14 protein-coding genes are annotated in these 21,594 nt (G+C 65.2%); 10 read left to right on the forward strand and 4 right to left on the reverse strand.

The window, feature by feature from the left end:
* Positions 1 to 63 precede the first annotated feature (63 nt).
* The 6 genes from AB4Y31_RS19550 (at position 64) to AB4Y31_RS19575 (ending at position 4,866) form a co-directional block, all read left to right on the forward strand.
* Complete coding sequence (locus AB4Y31_RS19550) at positions 64 to 939, forward strand: LysR family transcriptional regulator (RefSeq protein WP_368675371.1); 876 nt, start codon at positions 64 to 66, stop codon at positions 937 to 939.
* Positions 940 to 1,004: 65 nt separating this feature from the next.
* Positions 1,005 to 1,274 carry a MoaD/ThiS family protein gene (locus AB4Y31_RS19555; protein ID WP_368675372.1) on the forward strand — a complete coding sequence of 90 codons (270 nt, stop codon included), beginning with the start codon at positions 1,005 to 1,007 and terminating at the stop codon, positions 1,272 to 1,274.
* 59 nt (positions 1,275 to 1,333) lie between these two features.
* On the forward strand, positions 1,334 to 2,518 hold the full coding sequence (locus AB4Y31_RS19560; RefSeq protein ID WP_368675373.1) for a WD40/YVTN/BNR-like repeat-containing protein: 1,185 nt from the start codon (positions 1,334 to 1,336) through the stop codon (positions 2,516 to 2,518).
* A gap of 261 nt (positions 2,519 to 2,779) precedes the next feature.
* A complete protein-coding gene (locus AB4Y31_RS19565) occupies positions 2,780 to 3,706 on the forward strand; it encodes a DMT family transporter (protein ID WP_368675916.1) in 927 nt (308 codons plus the stop codon).
* 114 nt (positions 3,707 to 3,820) lie between these two features.
* Positions 3,821 to 4,183 carry an MbcA/ParS/Xre antitoxin family protein gene (locus AB4Y31_RS19570; RefSeq protein WP_051089988.1) on the forward strand — a complete coding sequence of 121 codons (363 nt, stop codon included), beginning with the start codon at positions 3,821 to 3,823 and terminating at the stop codon, positions 4,181 to 4,183.
* Complete coding sequence (locus tag AB4Y31_RS19575) at positions 4,174 to 4,866, forward strand: RES family NAD+ phosphorylase (protein ID WP_368675374.1); 693 nt, start codon at positions 4,174 to 4,176, stop codon at positions 4,864 to 4,866. Before AB4Y31_RS19570 ends, AB4Y31_RS19575 begins: the two co-directional genes overlap by 10 nt.
* Before the next feature lie 13 nt (positions 4,867 to 4,879).
* Here the strand turns inward: AB4Y31_RS19575 and AB4Y31_RS19580 are convergent, their stop codons facing one another.
* The 4 genes from AB4Y31_RS19580 to AB4Y31_RS19595 all read right to left on the reverse strand — a co-directional run bounded on the left by AB4Y31_RS19580 (position 4,880) and on the right by AB4Y31_RS19595 (position 9,547).
* Entirely contained in the window at positions 4,880 to 5,623 is a 744-nt protein-coding gene (locus tag AB4Y31_RS19580; protein ID WP_368675375.1) for a metallophosphoesterase, read from the reverse strand.
* Between the two features lie 63 nt (positions 5,624 to 5,686).
* Positions 5,687 to 7,138 (reverse strand): cytochrome c, encoded by a 1,452-nt coding sequence (locus tag AB4Y31_RS19585; protein ID WP_368675376.1) that lies wholly within the window; start codon positions 7,136 to 7,138, stop codon positions 5,687 to 5,689.
* Positions 7,139 to 7,224: 86 nt separating this feature from the next.
* Positions 7,225 to 8,826 carry a GMC family oxidoreductase gene (locus AB4Y31_RS19590; RefSeq protein ID WP_368675377.1) on the reverse strand — a complete coding sequence of 534 codons (1,602 nt, stop codon included), beginning with the start codon at positions 8,824 to 8,826 and terminating at the stop codon, positions 7,225 to 7,227.
* A 157-nt stretch (positions 8,827 to 8,983) separates the two neighbouring features.
* Positions 8,984 to 9,547, reverse strand: coding sequence for a sugar dehydrogenase complex small subunit (locus tag AB4Y31_RS19595; protein ID WP_368675378.1), 564 nt, complete (start codon positions 9,545 to 9,547; stop codon positions 8,984 to 8,986).
* 546 nt (positions 9,548 to 10,093) lie between these two features.
* Between AB4Y31_RS19595 and AB4Y31_RS19600 the strand changes: the two genes are divergently transcribed.
* Genes AB4Y31_RS19600 through glgX form a run of 4 tightly spaced genes read left to right on the forward strand, consistent with a single transcriptional unit; the run spans position 10,094 to position 21,520 of the window.
* Complete coding sequence (locus AB4Y31_RS19600) at positions 10,094 to 13,561, forward strand: maltotransferase domain-containing protein (RefSeq protein WP_368675379.1); 3,468 nt, start codon at positions 10,094 to 10,096, stop codon at positions 13,559 to 13,561.
* A gap of 2 nt (positions 13,562 to 13,563) precedes the next feature.
* Positions 13,564 to 17,079: a maltose alpha-D-glucosyltransferase gene (gene treS, locus AB4Y31_RS19605; protein WP_368675380.1), complete on the forward strand. Its 3,516-nt coding sequence runs from the start codon at positions 13,564 to 13,566 to the stop codon at positions 17,077 to 17,079.
* 54 nt (positions 17,080 to 17,133) lie between these two features.
* The gene (glgB, locus tag AB4Y31_RS19610; RefSeq protein ID WP_368675917.1) at positions 17,134 to 19,347 is read left to right on the forward strand and encodes a 1,4-alpha-glucan branching protein GlgB; all 2,214 of its coding nucleotides are present in this window, start codon (positions 17,134 to 17,136) and stop codon (positions 19,345 to 19,347) included.
* Between the two features lie 55 nt (positions 19,348 to 19,402).
* Positions 19,403 to 21,520 (forward strand): glycogen debranching protein GlgX, encoded by a 2,118-nt coding sequence (gene glgX / locus AB4Y31_RS19615; RefSeq protein WP_368675381.1) that lies wholly within the window; start codon positions 19,403 to 19,405, stop codon positions 21,518 to 21,520.
* Positions 21,521 to 21,594: the final 74 nt, after the last annotated feature.

Raw genomic sequence — 21,594 nt, forward strand, 5'->3', positions numbered from 1 at the left:
GATTACCCTCCGCATGCCATAATGAAAACTCATCCATGGATATTTCATTAATTCACATCGCAAATGACTGAGGTCCTCGATCTCGACGCGGTGCGCGCGTTCATCCATGTTGCCGATTTGTGCAGCTTCACGCGCGCCGCCGACGCGCTCGGCACGACTCAATCGGCCGTCAGCCTGAAGGTAAAGCGCCTCGAGGCGCATATCGGGAAACTGCTCTTCGAGCGCACGCCGCGCTCGGTGCGGCTCTCGGCGGCCGGGCACGCATTCCTCGCTTCGGCGCGCGACCTGCTCGACGCGCATCAGCGCGCCCTCGCGTCGCTGACGGCCGAGCGGCGCACGCTGAAGATCGGGATCAGTGAGCACGTCGTCGGCTCGCAGCTCGTACGGATCGTCGAGAACCTGCACCGGCACGATTCGCGGTTGATCCTCGAGGTGCATCTCGGCTCGTCGTTTCCGCTCCTCGCGCAATACGACGAGCGGCGGCTCGATGCGGTCATCGTCCGCTACGAAGCCGACGAAGCGCCTGCCTGGGCGGCACGAACGGATGCCGAGCCGCTTTTCGCTGAGCCGCTCGTCTGGCTCGCGGCCCCAGGCTGGCGTCCCGAACCCGGCGAACCGCTCCCGCTTGCCATGATCGCCCCGCCGTGCGGCGTACGCGGCGTGGCGATTCGCGCGCTCGAACGCGCCAACATCGCTTGGCAGGAGACGTTCGTGGGTGGCGGGATCGCGGCTGTCGGCGCGGCGCTGGCGGCCGGCCTCGCCGTCTCCGCATTGGCGAAGCGCGTGGCGCCGCCAGGCCTCGTGGAAGTGGCCGGCAAGAATGGCCTGCCCGCGCTGCCGACGCTTCCGAAATCGCAGATCGTCATGCATTCGCGCATGCGCGACCCGCGCGCCGCCGCCGCGCTGCGCATTCTCGCGGCATCGATCGAGCGCGGGTAAGGGCGTTTCGGCGCGCGCATGCACGGGCTACACTTAAGCCTCGTCCCGAGCATCGCATCTCAGTCATGGCGCACCTCTTTTTCGCCCCGTCGATTCAACGGCACATCATCGTTCCCGAATGCGAGATCGCCGCGAAATCCGTCGATGAAGCGCTCGCGGCCGCGTTCGCCGGCGAGCCGCGACTGCGCGGCTACATTCTCGACGATCAAGGCGCGCTACGCCGCCACCTCGCTGTCTTCGTCGACGGCCGGCCGGTGCGCGACAGACGGCGTCTTTCCGATGAAGTCGGCGAAACGAGCCGGATTTATGTCGTGCAGGCGCTGTCCGGCGGGTAGCGGCCGCACGAACACCGCTGGCCAATGGCAGATGACAGCTACCCGAGGAGACATCGAAAATGAGCGATCGGCTGATCGTCGGTACCCGCAAGGGCTTGTTCGAATTCGCATGGAACGACGGGGCGTTCGGTATCGGCCCGGGTACGCCGCATTTCCTCGGCGAGCCCGTCACCATGGCGCTGCTGGACCCGCGCGACGGCACGCTCTACGCCGCGCTGAACCTCGGGCACTTCGGCGTGAAGTTGCATCGTCGGCGCGCCGGCGCGAGCGAATGGGAAGAATGCGCCGTGCCCGTCTATCCGCCCCAGCCGGAACGCGAGGCGGTTGCGCTCGTGGAAGAGCAATCCGCCGACGCCCGAGGCGACGCTCTGTCACAGTCTCAATCCCAGTCGTCCGCGGACAACCGAGGCGCCGCGGACGGGCCGTCCTGGACGCTCGAGCAAATCTGGACGCTCGAGCCCGGCGGCCCAGAAGAGCCCGGTGTGCTCTGGGCCGGCACGATCCCCGGGGGCCTCTTCCGATCGGACGACGGCGGCGATAGTTGGACGCTGAACCGCCCGTTGTGGGACCGTCCTGAGCGCAGCGAATGGATGGGCGGCGGCTACGATCATCCGGGCATTCATTCGATCCTCGTCGATCCGCGCGACAGCCGGCATGTGACGATCGGCATTTCGTCCGGCGGCATCTGGCAGACGAACGACGGCGGCGCAAGCTGGCGGCCGACCGCCGACGGGATGGAGGCCGACTATATGCCGCCCGAGCGGCGACACGATCCGAACATTCAGGACCCGCATCGCGTCGTGCAGTGTCCGGCCAACCCGGACGTGCTGTGGGTGCAACATCATTGCGCGATTTTTCGATCGATCGACGGCGGCGCGCAATGGGCGCGCGTCGAAGCGAAGCCGTCGAGCTTCGGCTTTGCCGTCGCCGCCCATCCGCGTGATTCCGATACGGCCTGGTTCGTCCCGGCCGTCAAGGACGCGTGTCGCGTGCCCGTCGATGCCCGCTTCGTCGTGACGCGCACATGCGACGGCGGGCGCACCTTCGAGTCGTTTTCGGCGGGACTGCCGGACATGCCGGCCTACGATCTCGTCTATCGGCACGGGCTCGCCATCGATTCGACGGGCAAGCGGCTCGCCATGGGCTCGACGACCGGCGGCCTCTGGACGTCCGAGGACGGAGGCGAAAGCTGGCGGCAGGCCTCGGCGCATTTGCCGCCGATTTACTGCGTGCGATTCGCCTAGAAGGATCAGCGGTCGCCGCCGACGAGCGGCCATGTCGCCGGTGGACAACATTACGGCTGGACAACTACGACATTGCCCCTCGAGATGCGGCATTCTCGGCTGTGAGGGCCCGTTCGCGCCGATCACGGGCCCCCACAGTTCGGAGCCTCATGGCAATCGGAAACTCGATCTGGTGCCGGTGCGGATCGATCCTCAACGCACATCACTGTGTCCAAGCACGAAAGGAACAAGCAAAACAACCCTGCACGCGCGAATCTGCTGATGCTGTTTGCCGCCATGATCTGGGGCTCGGCGTTCGTCGCCCAGCGGCTGAGCCTCGACGTGATCGGTCCGTTTCTGTTTACAGGCCTGCGCTTCCTGCTCGGCTCGGCGGTCGTCCTCGCGTTGTGTCTGCGGCCCTCGGCGCGTGCCTCGCGCGGCGAGCTTGCCGCGCTCGTCCACGCCCCTGCGCGCGCATGGCCCGGCGCGCTGATCGGCGTCGTGCTGTCCATCGCTATCGGGCTGCAACAGGTCGGCCTGCAATACACCAAAGTTGCGAACGCCGGATTCATCAGCTCGCTCTATGTCATCGTCGTCCCGATCCTCGGCGTCGCCCTCGGACACCGGACCCGGGCGGCCACATGGCTCGGTGCGCTGCTCGCCGTCGTCGGCATGTATCTGCTGAGCGTCAACGAATCGTTCGTCGTCCAAAGCGGCGACTTCTATCAGCTCGGATGCGCCGTCATCGTTTCGCTGCAGGTTTTGCTCGTCGGCCGCTACGCGCGCTCGATCGATGTACTCGCCCTCTCCTTCGTCCAGTTCGCGACGTGCGGCTTCATTTGCGTCTTCGTGGCGCTGCTGATTGAGCCGATTCGCGGATCGGCGATCGTCGACGCGCTGCCGACGATCCTCTACAGCGGCGCGTTTTCGGTCGGCGTCGGCTACACGATCCAGGTCGTCACGCAACGTGACGCCGCGCCGGCTCATGCGGCCGTCATTTTCAGCATGGAAGGCGTGTTCGCGGCACTGGCAGGGTGGCTCGTACTCGACGAAACGCTGTCGTTGCGTGCCATCTACGGGTGCGCGCTCATGGTCGCCGGCTTGATCGTCTGCCAGTGCCTGCCGGACCGGGGGCAACGCCGCGCCGCAGGCTCATCAGCCGTCGCGGGCCCGCCACAGCTCGGTTGTAAAAATCCAGAAATGGACTAATATCGGCGTATAGACCGTTTCTGGATGAACCAGATGCCTGCCGCCGCCGTCCATCGCTTTCCGTCCACCGCGCGCGCCGTCAAGCCTTCGGGCGCGACGGCTTCGGTCGCCGAAATGTCGGCGGCCGGGTTGCGTGCGTTCTTCAATATCGCCCGCGACTGGGATCTTTCCATCGACGAGCAGCTCGTCCTGCTCGGCTCGCCCGGCCGTTCGACGTTCTTCAAGTGGAAGGCCGCCCCTGAATCGGCGCGCCTCACGCGCGATACGCTCGAGCGCCTGTCGCTGCTGCTCGGCATTTACAAGGCGCTGCAGATACTGCTGCCGGAACATGCCGCAGCCGATGCCTGGGTCAAGCGCCCGAACAGCGCTCCGCCGTTCGGCGGCGCCCGCGCACTCGATCGGATGCTCGCCGGCAATGTCAGCGATCTCGTCGCCGTGCGGCAATATCTCGACGCGATGCGGGGCGGGTGGGCGTGACGGCTCCCTGGCGTCTCACGTTCATCGACTGGTCACCCGCGTATCGCGTCATTCCCACGCGCTTTCCCGCGGTGAATCTTTTCGATCGCGTAGCCTCGCCCGAGGATTTTGACGCGCTCTATGCGCTCGAATCGTTGACGAACGATCGACTCCGCACGGAGATCGGCGATCTCGATCTCGTGCCGCGCGAGGAACGCCGCTTCGGTCCCGGCACCGGGCCGATCATGGCCGCCTTTACGCATCTGAACCCGCTCGGCAGCCGATTCTCGGACGGCAGCTACGGCGTGTTCTACTGCGCACGCGAGGCGCGCACGGCCATCGCCGAAACGCGCTTTCACTCGGCGAAGTTCCTGGCGGCCACGAACGAGCCGCCGATACGCCAGCAAATGCGGCTCTATACGGTGACGGCGCAAGGCGAGGTCGCCGATTTGCGCGGCGACGAGACGATCGATTCGGCCATTCTGTCTCCCACCGACTACAGCGCGGGCCAGACGCTCGGGCGTGCCGTGCGTGCGGCGGCTGTGGCGGGCATCGTCTATCCATCCGTGCGCGATACGCACGGCGAATGCCTCGCAGCGTTGAAAACGACTATCCTGCGCGACTGCCGCCATGCGGCGTACCTCGAATACAACTGGAACGGCAGCGCGATCGACAGCGTCTTCGAACTGAAGCAGGTCGGTTAGCGCTGCGCGGCCATCAGGGCAGCGCCATTTGCGCCGCGCCTTCGGCAAGGGCGGTTTCGAGCGAGACGGACCATGCGCGTGACGTCAGCGCCTCGGTGATCGTAAGCTTGCCGGTCAGCGCGAACGCACCGGTATCGACGAATATCTGCGAGCCGATGCGCCCCATCTCGCGCATCGGCGTATGGCCGCAGTACGTCACCGAGAGCCCCTCCTGCCGAGCCGGGTCGCCATTGCCGAACGCGAGCTCGCGCCCCCATAGCATTTGCTGCCGCACGCGTTCCGTGAAAACGCCGGCATCGAGATCCGCGTCGCTGCCGAAGAATTCGGCGTGCACGATGTTGAAACGTTCGGCACCGCTGCCCACGACGCGCGCGAGCGGCAACGTCCGCAAGCGCTGCGCGTAGTGCAGCAACGCTTCGTCCGAGAGTGAATCGGCCCACTCTCCGCCAATGCTGTACCACCAGTTGCGGCGCATGCTGCCCTCGGCCACTAGGCAAAGCGCTTCTTCATGGTTGCCGAGCACGGCATGGAACCACGGCTTGTCGAGCAGCGTCAGCGCCTCCTCCGATTGGCTGCCGCGATCGATGAGGTCGCCTACGGAAAAGAGCCGGTCACGCGTGCCGTCGAACTCGATTTCGCGCAGCAGGTAGCGCAGGGCGTCGACGCAGCCGTGCAGATCGCCAACGATGAAATCGCGGCCAACGGTGTTGGCAGCGTGCCGGCAAACGATGGGGAAGTGTTCGGGGCTCGTTTCCATATCGCGATCATAGCCCTGTGCCCGCAGGCGGTCCTGGCTTTTCCCCCTCGCGCTGATTTCGCATCACTGCTGCCTCGCGCGCAGCTTGGCAACGTCGGCGGCCGTCATGGCCGCCCGCGGGTTGCCGAAGTGCTGCGTCACGTAGTTCGCGATGGCGGCGATCTGCTCGTCGTTCAGCTCGTCGCCGAACCCCGGCATCATCACATCGGCGTCCTTGGTGCGCCGCGCCACGCCATGCAGAATGACCATCGTCAAATTGTCGGCGTTGCCGGCGCCGGTCGCGCTGTTATGAATCAGCGACGGATAGGCAAGCGGCACGTTGCCGCCAACGCCCTGCCCCGACCAGTCGTGACAGGACGCGCAGTTGGCAACGAACAGCTGCGCACCGTTGACGCCCTTTACGGCCGTGCCGCGCAGCGCGGTCACGTCGTCGGCCGGCTTGCCCCATTGATCGCGCGAGCGCGTCGCCCCCCCCGAAACGGGCGGCACCGAGCGCAGATAGACACCGATGGCGCGCAGATCGTCGCTCGTCAGATATTGCGTGCTGTTGGTCACGACGTCGGCCATCGGTCCCGCCGCATTGGCGCGGCCGGGCGCGACCCCCGTCGAGAGGTAGCGGACGAGATCGTCGTCGCTCCAGTTGCCGATGCCGCCGGCCTTGTCGGGCGTGATGTTGAAGGCGCGCCATCCGGCCTGCTGCGCGCCGGAAAAGCGATCGCTCGTCTTCAGTCCCTGCATGAAGTTGCGCGGCGTATGGCATTCCTCGCAGTGCGTGAGCCCTTCAACCAGGTAAGCACCGCGATTCCATTGAGGGCTTTGCTTCGGATCGGGCACGAAGCGGCCGTCGTGGAAATTGAACAGGTTCCAGAAAAACATCAGCCAACGTTGATTGAAAGGGAAATTCAGATCGTTGCGCGGCGGCGTGTAGTGGATGGGCACGAGCGTGTTCAAATATGCGCGGATCGCGAGCACGTCGCGCTCGGTGATGCGCGTGTATTCGGTGTAAGGAAATGCCGGATAGAGTCGCTCGCCGCTCTTGCCGATTCCTTCGTGCATCGCACGGACGAAGTCCGCATCGGTCCAGCGGCCGATGCCCGTGTCGGGGTCGGGCGTAATGTTCGGCGTGTAGAGGGTGCCGAACGGCGTCGCGATCGGCAGGCCGCCCGCGAAGGGACGGCTCTTGTCGGCCGTGTGACATGCGATGCAATCGCCGGCACGCGCGAGGTAAGCGCCGCGCTTGACGAGGTCCGGATTGTCGACGTCGCTCGCCTGGCTCCATTGCGCCAGGCCAGCCGTCGGGCCCGACGTGGGCGACGCATCAGGGCTCGTCGCGGAGTTCGATCCGCCTTGCGCGAGCGCGGCGGAGAGCGCTATTTCGTCGGCGGGCGCCCCATCGGCATCGCTCGCCGCGTGCCACGCCAGATAGAGCGCAAAGAGCGCGAACGCGGCGGCGACACTCGCCATGCGAACGGGACGAGGCAGAGAACGATGCGAGGGAGGGGATTGTCTCGTCATCTCAGCCTCCCGCCGGGCCGCCCCAAGGGAGGCTGAGACCCCCTCGGGGGGCAGCGAACGATAGTGAGCGTGGGGGCCGTTTCATCTCAGAGTTCATGCTTGAGCTTGTCGGCCAATCGCAAAGCGAGTGCGGCAACGGTCAGGGTGCAATTGACCGAAGCCGCCGAGGGCATGACTCCGCTCGTCGCGAGAAACAGATTTCGATGATCGTGCGTGCGGCAATCCGCATCGACGACCGAATCGGCCGGATCGTTTCCCATGATCGTCGTGCCCATGATGTGATTGTTCGGGGCGAAGTGATCGTCGAACGTCACTTCCGTACCGCCAAAAAGCCCGGCGATCTGCGCATAGAGCTCGTGAGTGTGAGCCGCGCTCTTCTTCACGTAATCGCCGATCGAGTAGTAAATCTCGGGTTGCGGAATACCGAGCGCGTCTTTGTGATCGGCCGACGGCACGATCCGATTGCGCGGCTCGGGCAGGATCTCGTGAAAGCTGTTGATCGTCAGCGTGCGCGAGGCGCGATCGCGGATCTCGCGATCGAGCTCGCCGCCGGTCACGCCTCTTTTGAGCAGCGCCGCCGTGATCGCCATCGTCGGCACGCCGTTCGACAGGTGCAGTTTCTTCGCGGCGTAGTCGGAGCGGAATTTGCCGTCGCGGAAATTCACGACTGAGGTCATCTCCATCGGCCCGCGGCCAGGCCAGAGCGCTTCGTTCGCCAGGAAGCTGACGCCGGTGCCGGGATGGTCCATCAGATTACGGCCCACCTGATCGGAGCTGTTGCCGACTCCGCGCCGAAACTTGTCGGACGTCGACATCAGCATCAGCTTCGGCGTCTCGATGCCGTTTGCCGCGAGAACGAATAGCTTGCCCGTCACGCGCGTGCTGCCACCCGACGGATCCTTGTAGTGGACGGCCGCGACGAGCCCTTTGTCGTCGACTTCGATGCGATAGACGATAGCCTGCGGCACGAGCTGGGCGCCGGCCTGCTCCGCCTTCTCGACATGGACGATCCCGTTGTACATTGCCGCGATCGGGCAGATCGGCATGCAATTGTTGTTGCCGCAGCACGTGGGGCGTTCATCGTATGGAAGGCTGTTGCGCGCGACAGGCTCGGGCACGACCTTGAAGCCGTTTGCATTCAGTGTTTCGGTGAAGCGCGCGTCGAGATACGAGAGCGGCAGCTGCGGCATCGGATAGGGCTTGGCGCGCGGCGAACCGAGATCGATCGATAGATCCGGGCCGGAAACGCCGAGTTGCACTTCGGCCGCGTAGTACCAGGGCTCGAGCGTGTCGTAGGGATAAGGCCAGTCGCGTCCTACACCGTAAAGGCTCTTCAGCTTGAAGTCGGACGGTACCAGCCGCCACGTCGCGGCGGCCCAGTGCCAGGTGGTGCCGCCTACCACGCGCAGATATTGCGAGTCATATGGATAGTCGCCCTTTTGAACCAAATAGCCGTTCGGCGGCGCGTACTCGGGGTGCGGCGCATACGGCATGGACGGATACGGCGTCGCAAAGTCGGCCTTCGCGGGCGAGTTGCGAAAGTTCTCGACGATTTGCCAGCGCGGAATGCGCGGGCCCGCTTCGAGCACGATCACGGACGCGCCGGCGAGTGCCAGCTGATGAGCGACGAGGCCGCCCGCCACGCCGGAGCCGACTACGACGACGTCGGCGGAAGTGTTGTTAGCCATGTGCGCAATGCCAAGCCAAATCGATCGACCGTGACGTTTTTTTGAAAGCCGCGTCCGCAAGACACATGCCAAGCGGAAACACGATGCATTGCCGGGCCTTCGACCGCCGAGTCGGTGTCGGCGGCGAGCATTGCCCTGGTTCATCTCCTGCGGGAGACTACCCGCCTCCGGGCTTCTTGCTCCAGTAGAACGGCACGTCGCGGCAATACGACGGAATCGTCAGCACGTCTTTGACGGGATCGAACATGAGGGCGCTTTCGTAAGCGACGACCTTCGTCATCGGCGTCTCGCCGACGAGCCCGAGATACCAGGCGCGCATGACGTCGCCGACGGTCTTTGCAAGGCGCGGATTCTCGACGGCGAGGGCGGCCGTGACCGTATCGCTCGGCACACCGCCGTGAGACTTAAGCCAGGTATTGAGCGCGGCGACGCTTTGCGGGAAGCCGCTGTCCGATTGCGCGAGTGCTTCGTAGATTCGCTTGCCGAGCGTCGCATTGAGGCTCGCGCGTCCTGTCAACTTCTGAGATAGCGCGACGAACGCGTTCAGCCCGCCGCCCGCGGGCGGCTCGAACGCAAAGGCGGAAGCAGTGCCGAACGGAAGGCCGAGCGTCGCGGCGAGCGAGAGCGCCGCCGCCGACGCGCACGCGCCGAGGACGAACTCTCTCCGGGCGAAAGCCGCCGGTACCTCGCTCGGCCGATTCTCTCTGGCATCTGCTGTCATGTGGGCTCCAAGGTCGTATCGTTGACCCTGCCGGCACATGCCGGCGGCGAGTCGCCCCGAATCCGGTCTTGAACGCCGCCCTTCCGACCGGCGGTCTTTCACTTTCATTATGCGAGAGGCGCGGGCGGGGCCCACTGCGACGAAATATAGCTGCGTCCGCGCCGTTAGACAATCGTTGGCACGACGATTGTCGGCAGATTGGGCACATACGATGTAAAAATAGACCGCGGCACGGTGTCAGATTTACACCTTTCAGTTTGACCCGATGCGCCGCCACCCTGTCCGTGTCGGAAACCGCTCACGGTCCGCCGCCGATACGCGCATACTTGTTTTCGTCCGATGGGCGTCAGCCGACGGGATCTCAGCGGCCGGCGCGGCATGCAACCTGCTTAGCAGATTCGCGCGCTGAAGCTCGCCGCCAACGTGGACCGACGCCGAAGGAACGTCACCGCACTGCGCGCCATCAAGCGCCGCCTTGTTCGGCGATGCGATCGCGCGCAGTGCGTGCCATCCACATCGCCGTCCGCCACCAGGGGCTGTTCACCTATGGAACGACCACAAGCGTATGCGCCGCGGATCTATTTCATCCATCCTCTGCTCGTCGGGCCGCTCGACGCCTGGTCGGCCCAACTCGAGCACGCCGCCACGCTCGGCTTCGATCATGTCCTGATCGGCTCGCCGTTCGCGTCGGGGGCAGCGGGCCATTTGCAGCTCGTGGCCGACCATCGCCGGCTCCATCCCGCTCTCGCATCCGAGCGCGATGCCGACGAGACCTTGCGTCGGCTCGCCGATGCGGCACGCGAGCAAGGGCTTGCGCTGCTCGTCGATCTTGTCCTCGATCGCGTGGCGGCCGACGGCGAACTTTACCGCGACCATCCGCACTGGTTCAGACCGTTCGAACCCGAGCACGCGCGCCTCGACCCACGCCACGCACGCGGCGAGGACAACGCGGCCTATGCGAACTTCGACGACCCGGCGGCGGCCGCTCAACTCGGCGCCTGGTGGAGCGAACGACTCCTGGCGCTCGTGCAAGCGGGCGTCGCCGGCTTTCGCTTCGATTCTCCTCATCACGTACCCATCGACGTCTGGCGCGAACTCGGCGCGGCCGTGCGCACGCGTCATCCGGATGCGCGGTTTCTCGCCGCCACGCCCGGCCTCGCGCGAAGCGAGGTCAGCCGACTCGCGGAGGCTCGTTTCGACAGCGTGTTCTCGTCCGTCCGCTGGTGGGACTTCCGCGAAGATTGGCTCGCCGACGAGCACGCCGCACTCGTGCAGGTCGCCGCACCGATCGCGTTCCCTGAAGCGCCTTATGGTTCACGTCTCGCATCGGAGCTCACAGGGGCAAGCGATGCCGTCGTCGTCGAGCGCGCCTATCGCCGTGCCATCGCGGCCGCCGTTGCGCTCGGCACGGGATGGCTCTTGCCAATGGGCTTCGAATACGGTATCGCGGAACCGCTTTCCTACCGATCGGGCAGCCCCGAGCAGTACCGCAAGGCATGCGCGGCGGCACAATTCGATTTGGGCGCCGAAATCGCGCAGGCGAACTCGTTGCAGCAACACACGCCGGTGTTGCGAACGACGGGTGAGCTGCGTGCGCTGTCGGGCGCGGGCGCGAACGTCGCGGCCCTGCTGCGCGGCGAATGCCGCGACCTGCGCAACGCGCGCGAGGCCGCGCTTCTGATCGCGAATCCCGACCTCAACACGCCGGCCTTCGCCGACCCGGCTCGCTTTCTCGACGGCGTACCCGGCAGCTTCACCGCATTCAAGCCGATGACGAGCGCCTGCACGACGCCGGCCGAGCCGCTCGAACCGTTCGTGCTGGCCCCCGGAGAAGCGCGGCTCTTTCGCGCGAGCGCGAATCCAAGCGTCTCGATGCGGCATGGCTCGAAGCGCGCCGCGACGGCTGCCGTCATTGAAGCGATCGCCGCGCCGCGCATCGCGATCGAAAGCGTTTCGCCATCGATCGATGGCGGGCGCTTCGTCGCCAAGCGCGTCGTCGGCGAAGAAGTGGAGATCAGCGCCGCCGTCTTCGGCGAGGGACACGACAAGATCGCCGCCGCCGTCATCTGGCGCGCCGTCGATGAAGTCGCGTGGCGTGAGACGAGCATGACGCCGGCCGAGCCCGCGGGCCTCGATCTCTGGCATGCGCGCATCACGCCGACTCGCGTGGGGCGCTACGAGTTCACCGTGATCGCCTGGCGCGACGATTTCGCCTCGCTCGTCGATCACGTCCGCAAAAAACTCAACGCAAATCAGGCCGTCGATCTCGAGCTCGAGGAAGCGCGGCATTTCATTGCGCGCGTGCTGGCCGAAGCGGAGACGGCCGACGCCACCGGCGAGCACCAGGAGATTCGTCATGAGCATCGCGCGCACGAGGCTCAGCGAACGGCGATCGATCGATTGAAAGAGCTCGCCACGCAGTTCATGCACGCCAGCTCGCCGGCACGACTCGATCTTCTGCTCGCCCCCGAAACGGCGGAAGTCGTCGCGCTCGCGCGCCATCGCCCATTCCTCTCGCGCGATGCGACCGTCTACCGCATCGACGCGGAACGCAGCGCCGCTCGGTTCGCAAGCTGGTACGAGATATTCCCGCGCTCGATGAGCGACGATGCGAACCGCCACGGCACTTTCGACGACGTCATCGCGAAGCTGCCGCGCATTCGCGACATGGGCTTCGACGTACTGTACTTTCCACCGATCCATCCGATCGGCAAAGTCAATCGGAAGGGGCGCAACAACACGCTCAACGCGCAACCTGGCGACGTGGGCAGCCCCTATGCCATCGGCAGCGAAGAAGGCGGCCACACGGCGGTGCACCCCGAGCTCGGCACGCTCGACGATTTCAAGCGAATGCTGCGAGCGGCCCACGAGCACGGCCTCGAGATCGCGCTCGACTTCGCGATACAGTGCGCGCCCGATCATCCGTGGCTGAGCGAGCATGCATCGTGGTTCGCCTGGCGTCCCGACGGCACGCTCCGCTACGCGGAAAACCCGCCGAAGAAATACCAGGACATCGTCAACCCCGAGTTCTATGCGCATGACGCGAAGCCCGCGCTGTGGCTCGCCTTGCGCGATGTCATCAGCTTCTGGATCGACGCGGGCGTGCGCATCTTCCGCGTCGACAATCCGCACACGAAGCCGTTGCCGTTCTGGGAATGGATGATCGCCGACATTCGCGCGCAGCACCCCGACATCATTTTTCTTGCGGAGGCTTTCACGCGCCCGCGCCTCATGTACCGGCTCGCGAAGCTCGGCTTCTCGCAGTCGTACACGTACTTCACATGGCGCGAATCGAAGCGGGACTTCATCGACTATCTGACGGAGCTCACGCAAACGAACGTGCGCGAGTATTTCCGCCCTCAGTTCTTCGTCAATACGCCCGATATCAATCCGCGCCATCTGCAGGCTTCGGGCCGCGGCGGGTTCATGATTCGCGCGGCGCTGGCGGCGACACTGTCCGGGCTATGGGGGGTCTACTGCGGCTTCGAGCTTTGCGAGTCGACACCGCTGCCGAACAGCGAGGAATACCTCGACTCGGAGAAGTACCAGTTGCGCGCGTGGGACTGGAATCGGCCCGGCAACATCGTCGACATCATTACGGCGCTCAATCGAATCCGCAGGTCCAACCTAGCTCTGCAGACGCACCTGGGCCTCACGTTCCTGCCCGCTCACAACGACAGCATTCTCTTTTTCGAAAAGGCGACGGCGGCACGCGACAACGTGATCCTGGTGGCTATCAGCCTCGATCCGTCCGCGCCGCAGGAAGCCGACATCGATCTGCCATGGCAAACGCTCGATCGCTGGCGCATGCACGACTGGGATGCGCTCGCCGTGACGGATCTGATGAGCGGCGCGCGCTTCGAATGGCGTGGACGCCGTCAGCACATTCGCCTTGAGCCGGATACGCGTCCTTTCTCGATATGGCGCATTGCGCCGGCGGCGGGATTGCCGCGCGACGCACGCGCTCACGTGGAGGCGGGCGCGGCGAGCGTCGGCACCCCGGGGGGAGATTGACCATGAAGCGAGAAGAGCAACACATCGATACGCCGCCGGCACACACGCCGTCCGCCCCGCGCGGGACCGAAGCGGCCAAAGCCGAAAGCGCGGTGCATGCCGCCCGGGTGCGAGGCAGCCGCCGCTTGAAGCGCTCGCCGCTTGCCGACGATCCTCTTTGGTACAAAGACGCGATCATCTACCAAGTCCACGTGAAGTCGTTCTTCGACGCAAACAACGACGGCGTCGGCGATTTCCAGGGCCTCATCGCGAAGCTCGACTACATCGCGGAGCTCGGCGTCGACACGGTCTGGCTGCTCCCGTTCTATCCTTCGCCGCGCCGCGACGACGGCTATGACATCGCCGACTATCGAGGCGTCCATCCCGATTACGGGACGCTCTCCGATGTGCGCCGCTTTATTCAAGGCGCGCATGCGCGCGGCATCCGCGTCGTGACCGAGCTCGTCATCAATCACACGTCGGACCAGCATCCGTGGTTTCAACGAGCGCGGCGCGCGAAGGCGGGATCGAACTATCGCAACTATTACGTCTGGTCCGACACCGATCAGAGATACCTGGGCACGCGTGTCATCTTCATCGACACCGAGCCCTCGAACTGGACCCACGATCCTGTCGCGGGCGCCTACTACTGGCATCGCTTCTACTCTCACCAGCCGGACCTCAACTTCGACAACCCGGCGGTGCTGCGCGAAGTGCTCTCGGTCATGCGCTTCTGGCTCGACATGGGCATCGACGGATTGAGGCTCGACGCCGTGCCCTACCTCGTCGAGCGCGAGGGGACGAGCAATGAGAACCTGCCGGAGACCCATGCGATTCTGAAGAAGATTCGCGCGACGATCGACGCGGAGTATCCGAACCGGATGCTGCTCGCCGAAGCCAATCAATGGCCCGAAGACGTGCAGGAGTATTTCGGCAACGAGGATGAATGCCACATGGCGTTCCACTTCCCGCTGATGCCGCGCATTTATATGGCGATCGCGAGCGAGGACCGCTTTCCGATCACCGACATCATGAAGCAGACGCCGGAGCTGCCGCCGAGCTGTCAATGGGCGGTCTTCCTGCGCAATCATGACGAGCTGACGCTCGAGATGGTGACGGACTCCGAGCGCGACTACCTCTGGAACGCCTATGCGAGCGATCGGCGCGCACGGCTCAACCTCGGCATTCGCCGGCGGCTCGCGCCGCTCATGGAGCGCGACAGGCGCCGCATCGAGCTCATCAACTCGGTGCTGCTCTCCATGCCGGGCACGCCCGTCATCTACTACGGCGACGAGCTCGGCATGGGCGACAACATCCACCTCGGCGATCGAGACGGCGTGCGCACTCCCATGCAGTGGTCGTCCGACCGTAACGGCGGCTTCTCGCGCGCGGATCCGGAGCAGCTCGTTTTGCCGCCGCTGATGGGCACGCTTTACGGGTTCGACGCCGTCAACGTCGAAGCGCAAACACGCGATCCGCATTCGTTGCTGAACTGGACGCGCCGCATGCTCGCCACGCGTCGCTCGACGCATACGTTCGGGCGCGGCAGCATTCGTTTTCTGAAGCCCTCGAATCGCAAAATACTCGCGTACCTGCGCGAGCTCGAGGGCCATCCGCCCATCCTTTGCGTGGCCAATCTCTCGCGTGCGCCGCAGGCGGTCGAGCTCGACCTCTCCGAGTTCGCCGGCCGCGTACCGATCGAAATGACGGCGGACTCGGTGTTTCCGGCCATCGGCCAGCTCACTTATCTGCTGACGTTCCCGCCTTACGGCTTCCTCTGGTTCCTTCTCTGCAGCCGCGAGGATCGTCCCGCCTGGGCTCAGCCGGGCCCCGAGCAATTGCCGGAGTTCGTCACGCTCGTCATTCGCGCCGAGCAGACGGGGCCGACGCCCGAGAACGTGCGGTTGCTCGAATCGGAAGTGCTGCCGTCGTATCTGAGCCGGCGCCGCTGGTTCGCCTCGAAGGACCAAAGACTGAAAGCCGTGCGGCTCGCGGCGTTGACGACGATCCCCCAAGCGGGCTTCGCGTTCACGGAGATCGAAGCCGACGTCGGCACGCATACCGAGCGCTATGTGCTGCCGCTCGCGATCACCTGGGGCGCGGACACGACAGTGCCGCTCTTCACGCAGCTCGCGCTCGCCCGGGTACGGCGCGGACGCACGATCGGGCACCTGACGGACGCATTCTCATTGCCGCAGTTCGCGCACGGCGTGCTGAAAAAGATGCACGAGCGCGCCGCGATACAGACGGTGCAAAAAAGCGAGATCCGCTTCATCCCGACCGCGCGTTTCGGCGAGCTCGACGACCTGGGCGAAACACCGGAAATCCGCTGGATCTCCGCCGAACAGACCAACAGCTCGCTCATCGTCGCTGAGCGCGCGGTTCTCAAGCTGGTGCGGCGCGTAGTTGGCGGCATCCATCCGGAAGCCGAAATGAGCCGACATCTGACCGAGATCGGCTATGCCAATACGGCGCCTCTTTACGGCGAAGTGGTGCGCGTCGATCCGGCCGGTGTGCCGCACACGCTCGTCCTGATTCAGGGCTTCATCGACAATCAGGGCGATGCCTGGAACTGGGCGCTCGATTACTTGCGCCGCGTCATCGAAGAGATGGTGCTGGCCGCGGAGACGGACGAGCCCGATGCGGAAAAGATCCTGGGCTACTGCGCCCTCACCGGCACCATCGGCCGGCGGCTCGGCGAGTTGCATGCCGCGCTCGCCGCGCCCAGCGACGATCCCGCCTTCGCGCCGGAGGCCGTCACGCCGACCGACGTGCGCGACTGGATCGACGGGGCCCAATCGATGCTCGCCGGCGCGTTCGACGTGCTCGCCGCGGAGCTCGCGAAGCCGGGCGAACATCCGCCCGAGCAGACGCGCGCGACGGCGCAACGTCTCATGCAGATGCGCGAGCGTCTCGTGCAGGCGCTCGAGACCCACGTGCCGCTCGAAATCGATGCCCTGCGCATCCGTGTTCACGGCGATTTTCACCTCGGTCAGGTCCTCGTCGCGCAGAACGATGCGTATCTGATCGACTTCGAGGGCGAACCGGCGCGCCCCCTCGAGGAGCGGCGTATGAAGCGAAGTCCGCTCGTCGACGTGGCGGGGCTCCTGCGCTCGCTCTCGTATGCGAGCGCGGCGGCCCAGCCGACGCTCGAAACCTTGACGGCGCAGGCGGCTGACCGCAAGCGCACGCTCTATGAATACTTCCGCGAGCGCGGCGAGGAGAGCTTCCTCGCGGGCTATCGCGAGGCCGTGAGCCGGGCGGTCAAGCCGCTCGTCTCGGTGGAAGCCGAGGCGGCGCTGCTCGACCTTTTCCTCATCGAGAAGGCTGCTTACGAGGTCCGCTACGAAGCCGCGAACCGGCCCGCGTGGCTCGGGCTTCCCGTGCGCGGGCTCGCGGCGCTCGCGAGCCGGCTGCTCGGTGAGCCGGCCGCGCCTGCCGACAACGGAGAGGAGGGCGGCGACAGCGGCGGTAACGGCAGCGATGGCAAACGTCAAAACGGCAACGACGGCGCCGGTACGCCTTCCCCATCGCCTTGATTTCCATGGGTTCGCGCCATGAACGAGCAATCCACCCTCTCTCGCATTCATTCGATCGCCGAGCGCGACTCCACCGCCGGGCTCGACAAGCTCGACATTCAAGCGCTCGTCGACGCGCAGCACCCCGATCCGTTCTCGAAGCTCGGCCTGCATCGCACGACGGACGGCTACGTCGTACGGGCGATGCTCCCGGGCGCCGCCGCGGTCGCCGTCATCGAGCGCGATAGCGGCGCGATCCTCGGTCGGCTAGCCTCGATCGATCCGTCCGGTCTTTTCGCCGGATTCGTCGAGCGTGCGGCGCCCTATCGGCTGCGTATCGACTGGCACGGTGTCGAGCAGGACATCGAGGACACCTATTCGTTCGGCCCCGTGCTCGACGAAGACGCGCTCAACCGACTCGCGCGCTCCGATCCCTATGCGGTGCTGCAATGTCTCGGCGCCCGCCCCTGCACGATGGACGGCATCCCCGGCGTACGCTTCGCGGTGTGGGCGCCGAACGCCCGGCGGGTCTCAGTGGTCGGCGATTTCAACACCTGGGACGGCCGCCGGCATCCGATGCGTCTACGGCACGTCGCGGGCGTCTGGGAGCTCTTCGTGCCGCGGCTCGCTGCCGGAGGGCGCTACAAGTACGAAATCGTCGGCCACGACGGCCATACGCTCCCGCTGAAAGCCGATCCCTGCGCGATGCAGACGGAACGCACGCCGGCAACGGCATCGATCGTCGCCGAGGTGAGCCGCATCGAGCAGTTCGCCTGGACCGACGGCGAATGGATGACGAAGCGCGCGGCGCTGCAGACGCCGCATGCGCCGATCATGATCTATGAAGTGCACGCAGAGTCGTGGCTGCGTGTCGAGGAGGAAGGCCGGCGCGGCCTGAATTGGTCCGAACTCGCGGATCGGCTGATCCCGTATGCACTCGGCATGGGCTTCACCCATGTCGAATTTCTGCCGATTGCCGAGCATCCGTTCGGCGGATCGTGGGGCTATCAGCCGCTTTCGCCTTTCGCGCCGTCGGCTCGCTACGGTCCGCCGGAGGGCTTCGCCGAGTTCGTCAACCGCGCGCACGAGGCGGGCCTCGGCGTGATCATCGATTGGGTCAGCGCGCACTTTCCGAACGATGCGCATGGCCTTATCCAGTTCGACGGCACCGCGCTCTACGAGCATTCCGATCCGCGCGAGGGGTATCACCAGGACTGGAACACGATGATCTACAACCTCGGTCGCAACGAGGTCAGCGCGTTCCTCATCGCCTCGGCGCTCGCATGGCTTTTGCGCTATCACGTCGACGGACTGCGCGTGGACGCCGTTGCCTCGATGCTCTATCGCGACTACTCGCGCGCGGCCGGCGAGTGGGTGCCGAACATCTACGGAGGCCGCGAGAACCTCGAAGCGATCAGCTTCCTCAAACGCGTCAATCATGAAGTCGCTTATGCGCCCGGCGTGCCCGGCGCGATCACGGTGGCCGAGGAATCGACGGCATGGCCTGGCGTCAGCGCGCCGGTCGAGCAAGGCGGGCTTGGATTCAACTTCAAATGGAACATGGGGTGGATGCACGACACGCTCAACTACATGCACGAGGATCCGGTCTACCGCCGCTATCACCATCACAGCATGACGTTCGGGATGATCTACGCCTACTCCGAACGCTTCGTGCTGCCGCTCTCACATGACGAAGTCGTCCACGGCAAGGGTTCGCTGCTCGGCAAGATGCCCGGAGATCGCTGGCAGCGCTTCGCCAATCTGCGCGCCTACTTCGGCTTCATGTGGACGCATCCGGGCAAGAAGCTGCTTTTCATGGGCGGCGAGTTCGGGCAGGACGCGGAGTTCGATCACGACGGCTCGCCGCGCTGGCATCTGCTCGACGATCCGATGCATCACGGCGTGCAAATGCTCGTTCGCGACCTCAATCGCATCTATGCGAGCGAACCGGCGCTCTATGCCACCGACTCGGAACCTGGCGGCTTCGAATGGCTCATCGGCGACGACAGCGCCAACAGCGTCTTTGCCTATCGACGCTGCGACGGCAACGGCGCGGAGTTGACGATCGTCTGCAATTTCACGCCCGTGCCGCGCCACGGCTACCGGATCGGCCTGCAACGCGCGGGGCACTGGGCCGAAATTCTCAATACGGATGCAAGCATCTATGGCGGCTCGAACGTCGGCAACGGCGGGACGATCGTGACCGAAAGCATTGCGAGTCACGGTAAGCCGCAATCGGCCGTGCTCGTGCTGCCGCCACTCGCGACAATCGTGCTGCGCGCGCCCTGAAACGGGCGTGCGGTGACGTCCATATCAACGAACAAGGGACAACGGGGGCAAGCGAATGGCGAACTCTTTACCCGACCGGCTCGAAACCGGTACGCCGCACCCGCTCGGCGCGACGTGGGATGGTCTCGGGGTGAACTTCGCCGTGTTTTCCGCGAACGCGCAGCGCGTCGAACTCTGCGTCTTCGATCCGACCGGTCATCGAGAGCTTGGACGGCTGCCTCTTCCCGAGTGCACCGACGAAGTCTGGCACGGCTACCTGCCCCGCGCGCACCCGGGCACCGTGTACGGCTATCGCGCGCATGGACCCTATCAGCCGCATCACGGGCATCGCTTCAATCCGCACAAGCTGCTGCTCGATCCGTACGCGAAGAAGTTGACGGGTGGGTTCCGCTGGTCGGACGCAATGTTCGGCTATCGCGTCCACTCCAGCCGGCTCGATCTTTCCTTCGATCGCCGCGATTCGGCGCCGGCCGTGCCGAAATGTGTCGTCATCGACGAAGCATTCGACTGGTCGCGCGACGCTCGACCCGATGTGCCGTGGTGCGAAACGGTCATCTACGAAGCGCATCTGCGCGGCGTCTCGATGATGAACGGCGAGCTGCGCCCGCACGAACGCGGCAGCTTTGCGGCACTCGCCTCGCCGGGCTTCGTCGATCATCTGGTCAAGCTGGGCATCACCGCGATCGAGCTGTTGCCGGTACACGCGTTCCTCGACGAGCGCTTCCTGCTCGAACGGCATCTCACGAATTACTGGGGCTACAACACGGCCGCGTTTTTCGCACCGCATCCGACTTACCTCTCGACTCGGCGTCTTTCCGAAATGCGCATTGCGGTTCGTCAGCTCCATGCCGCCGGCATCGAGGTCATTCTCGATGTCGTCTACAACCACACCTGCGAGGGCAACGAGCTCGGGCCGACCGTCTCCTGGCGCGGTCTCGACAACGCAAGCTACTACCGGTTGATTCCCGGCGACGAGCGTCACTACATCAACGACACGGGATGCGGCAACACCGTCAATCTCTCGCACCCGCGCGTGTTGCAGATGGTCATGGATTCGCTGCGCTACTGGACGACCGCCTATCACGTCGATGGCTTTCGCTTCGACCTCGGCGCGACGCTCGGGCGCGAAGGCCACGGCTTCGATCCTGGTTCGGGCTTTTTCGATGCGATTCGCCAGGACCCGGTATTGTCGCTGCGCAAGCTCATTTCGGAACCGTGGGACGTCGGGCCCGGCGGCTATCAGGTCGGCCGGCATCCACCTGGTTTCGCCGAATGGAACGACAAATTTCGCGACTGCGTGAGGCGTTTCTGGCGCGGGGACGCGGGCATGCGCGCCGAACTGGCGGCACGCATCACCGGCTCGGCGGACCTGTTCAATCACCGCTACAGGCGGCCGTGGGCCTCGGTCAACTTCCTCGCCTCGCATGACGGCTTCACGCTCGCCGACCTCGTTTCGTACGAGCAAAAGCACAACGAAGCGAACGGCGAAAACAACGCGGACGGCCATAACGAGAATTGCAGCTCGAACTGGGGGGCCGAAGGGCCGACCGAGGACGCGACGATCAACGAAACGCGCCGCCGCGTCATGCGCTCCATGCTCGCCTGCCTCTTCACGTCGCTCGGCACGCCGATGCTCACGGCAGGCGACGAGTTCGGGCGCACGCAGAAGGGCAACAACAACGCTTATTGTCAGGACAACGAAACATCGTGGCTCGACTGGATCGAAGCCGATACGGAAGAGGCGCGATCGCTCGCAACGTTTACCGCGCGCCTCATCGCCTTGCGCAAGAATCATCCGCTCCTGCGCGATAGCCGCTTTCTGCATGGCGACAACGAAGTGCTGGCCGGCATCAAGGACGTCGGATGGTTCGACGAGCGAGGCGAGCCGCTCACGAGCGAAGTGTGGCAAGACCCGGAAGGCCGCGCGTTGGTACTGCGTCGCGCGGGCGCGGGGCTCGACGGCGCGACCGAGGTGCTGCTGATGATATTCAACGGCGCCGATACGCCCCTATCGTTCCTGCCGCCGGCTCCCCGTCTGGAATGGAACGTGCTGCTCGATACGACAGCGCCCGGGGCCGAGCCGCATCCGCTCGAGAGCGACGCGCTCGAGCTCGGTGAGCACGGCTTCGCCGTCCTTGTCGCCCGATCGCTCGGAGAGCACGTTCAACCCTAGAGCCAGGACTACGCTACGGCCGGCCTCAGACCGACCTACACTTTTTATCGGTGACGACGCAAAGACAAGGATGA

The sequence above is a fragment of the Trinickia sp. EG282A genome, assembly GCF_040965455.1.
Lineage (GTDB): Bacteria > Pseudomonadota > Gammaproteobacteria > Burkholderiales > Burkholderiaceae > Trinickia > Trinickia symbiotica.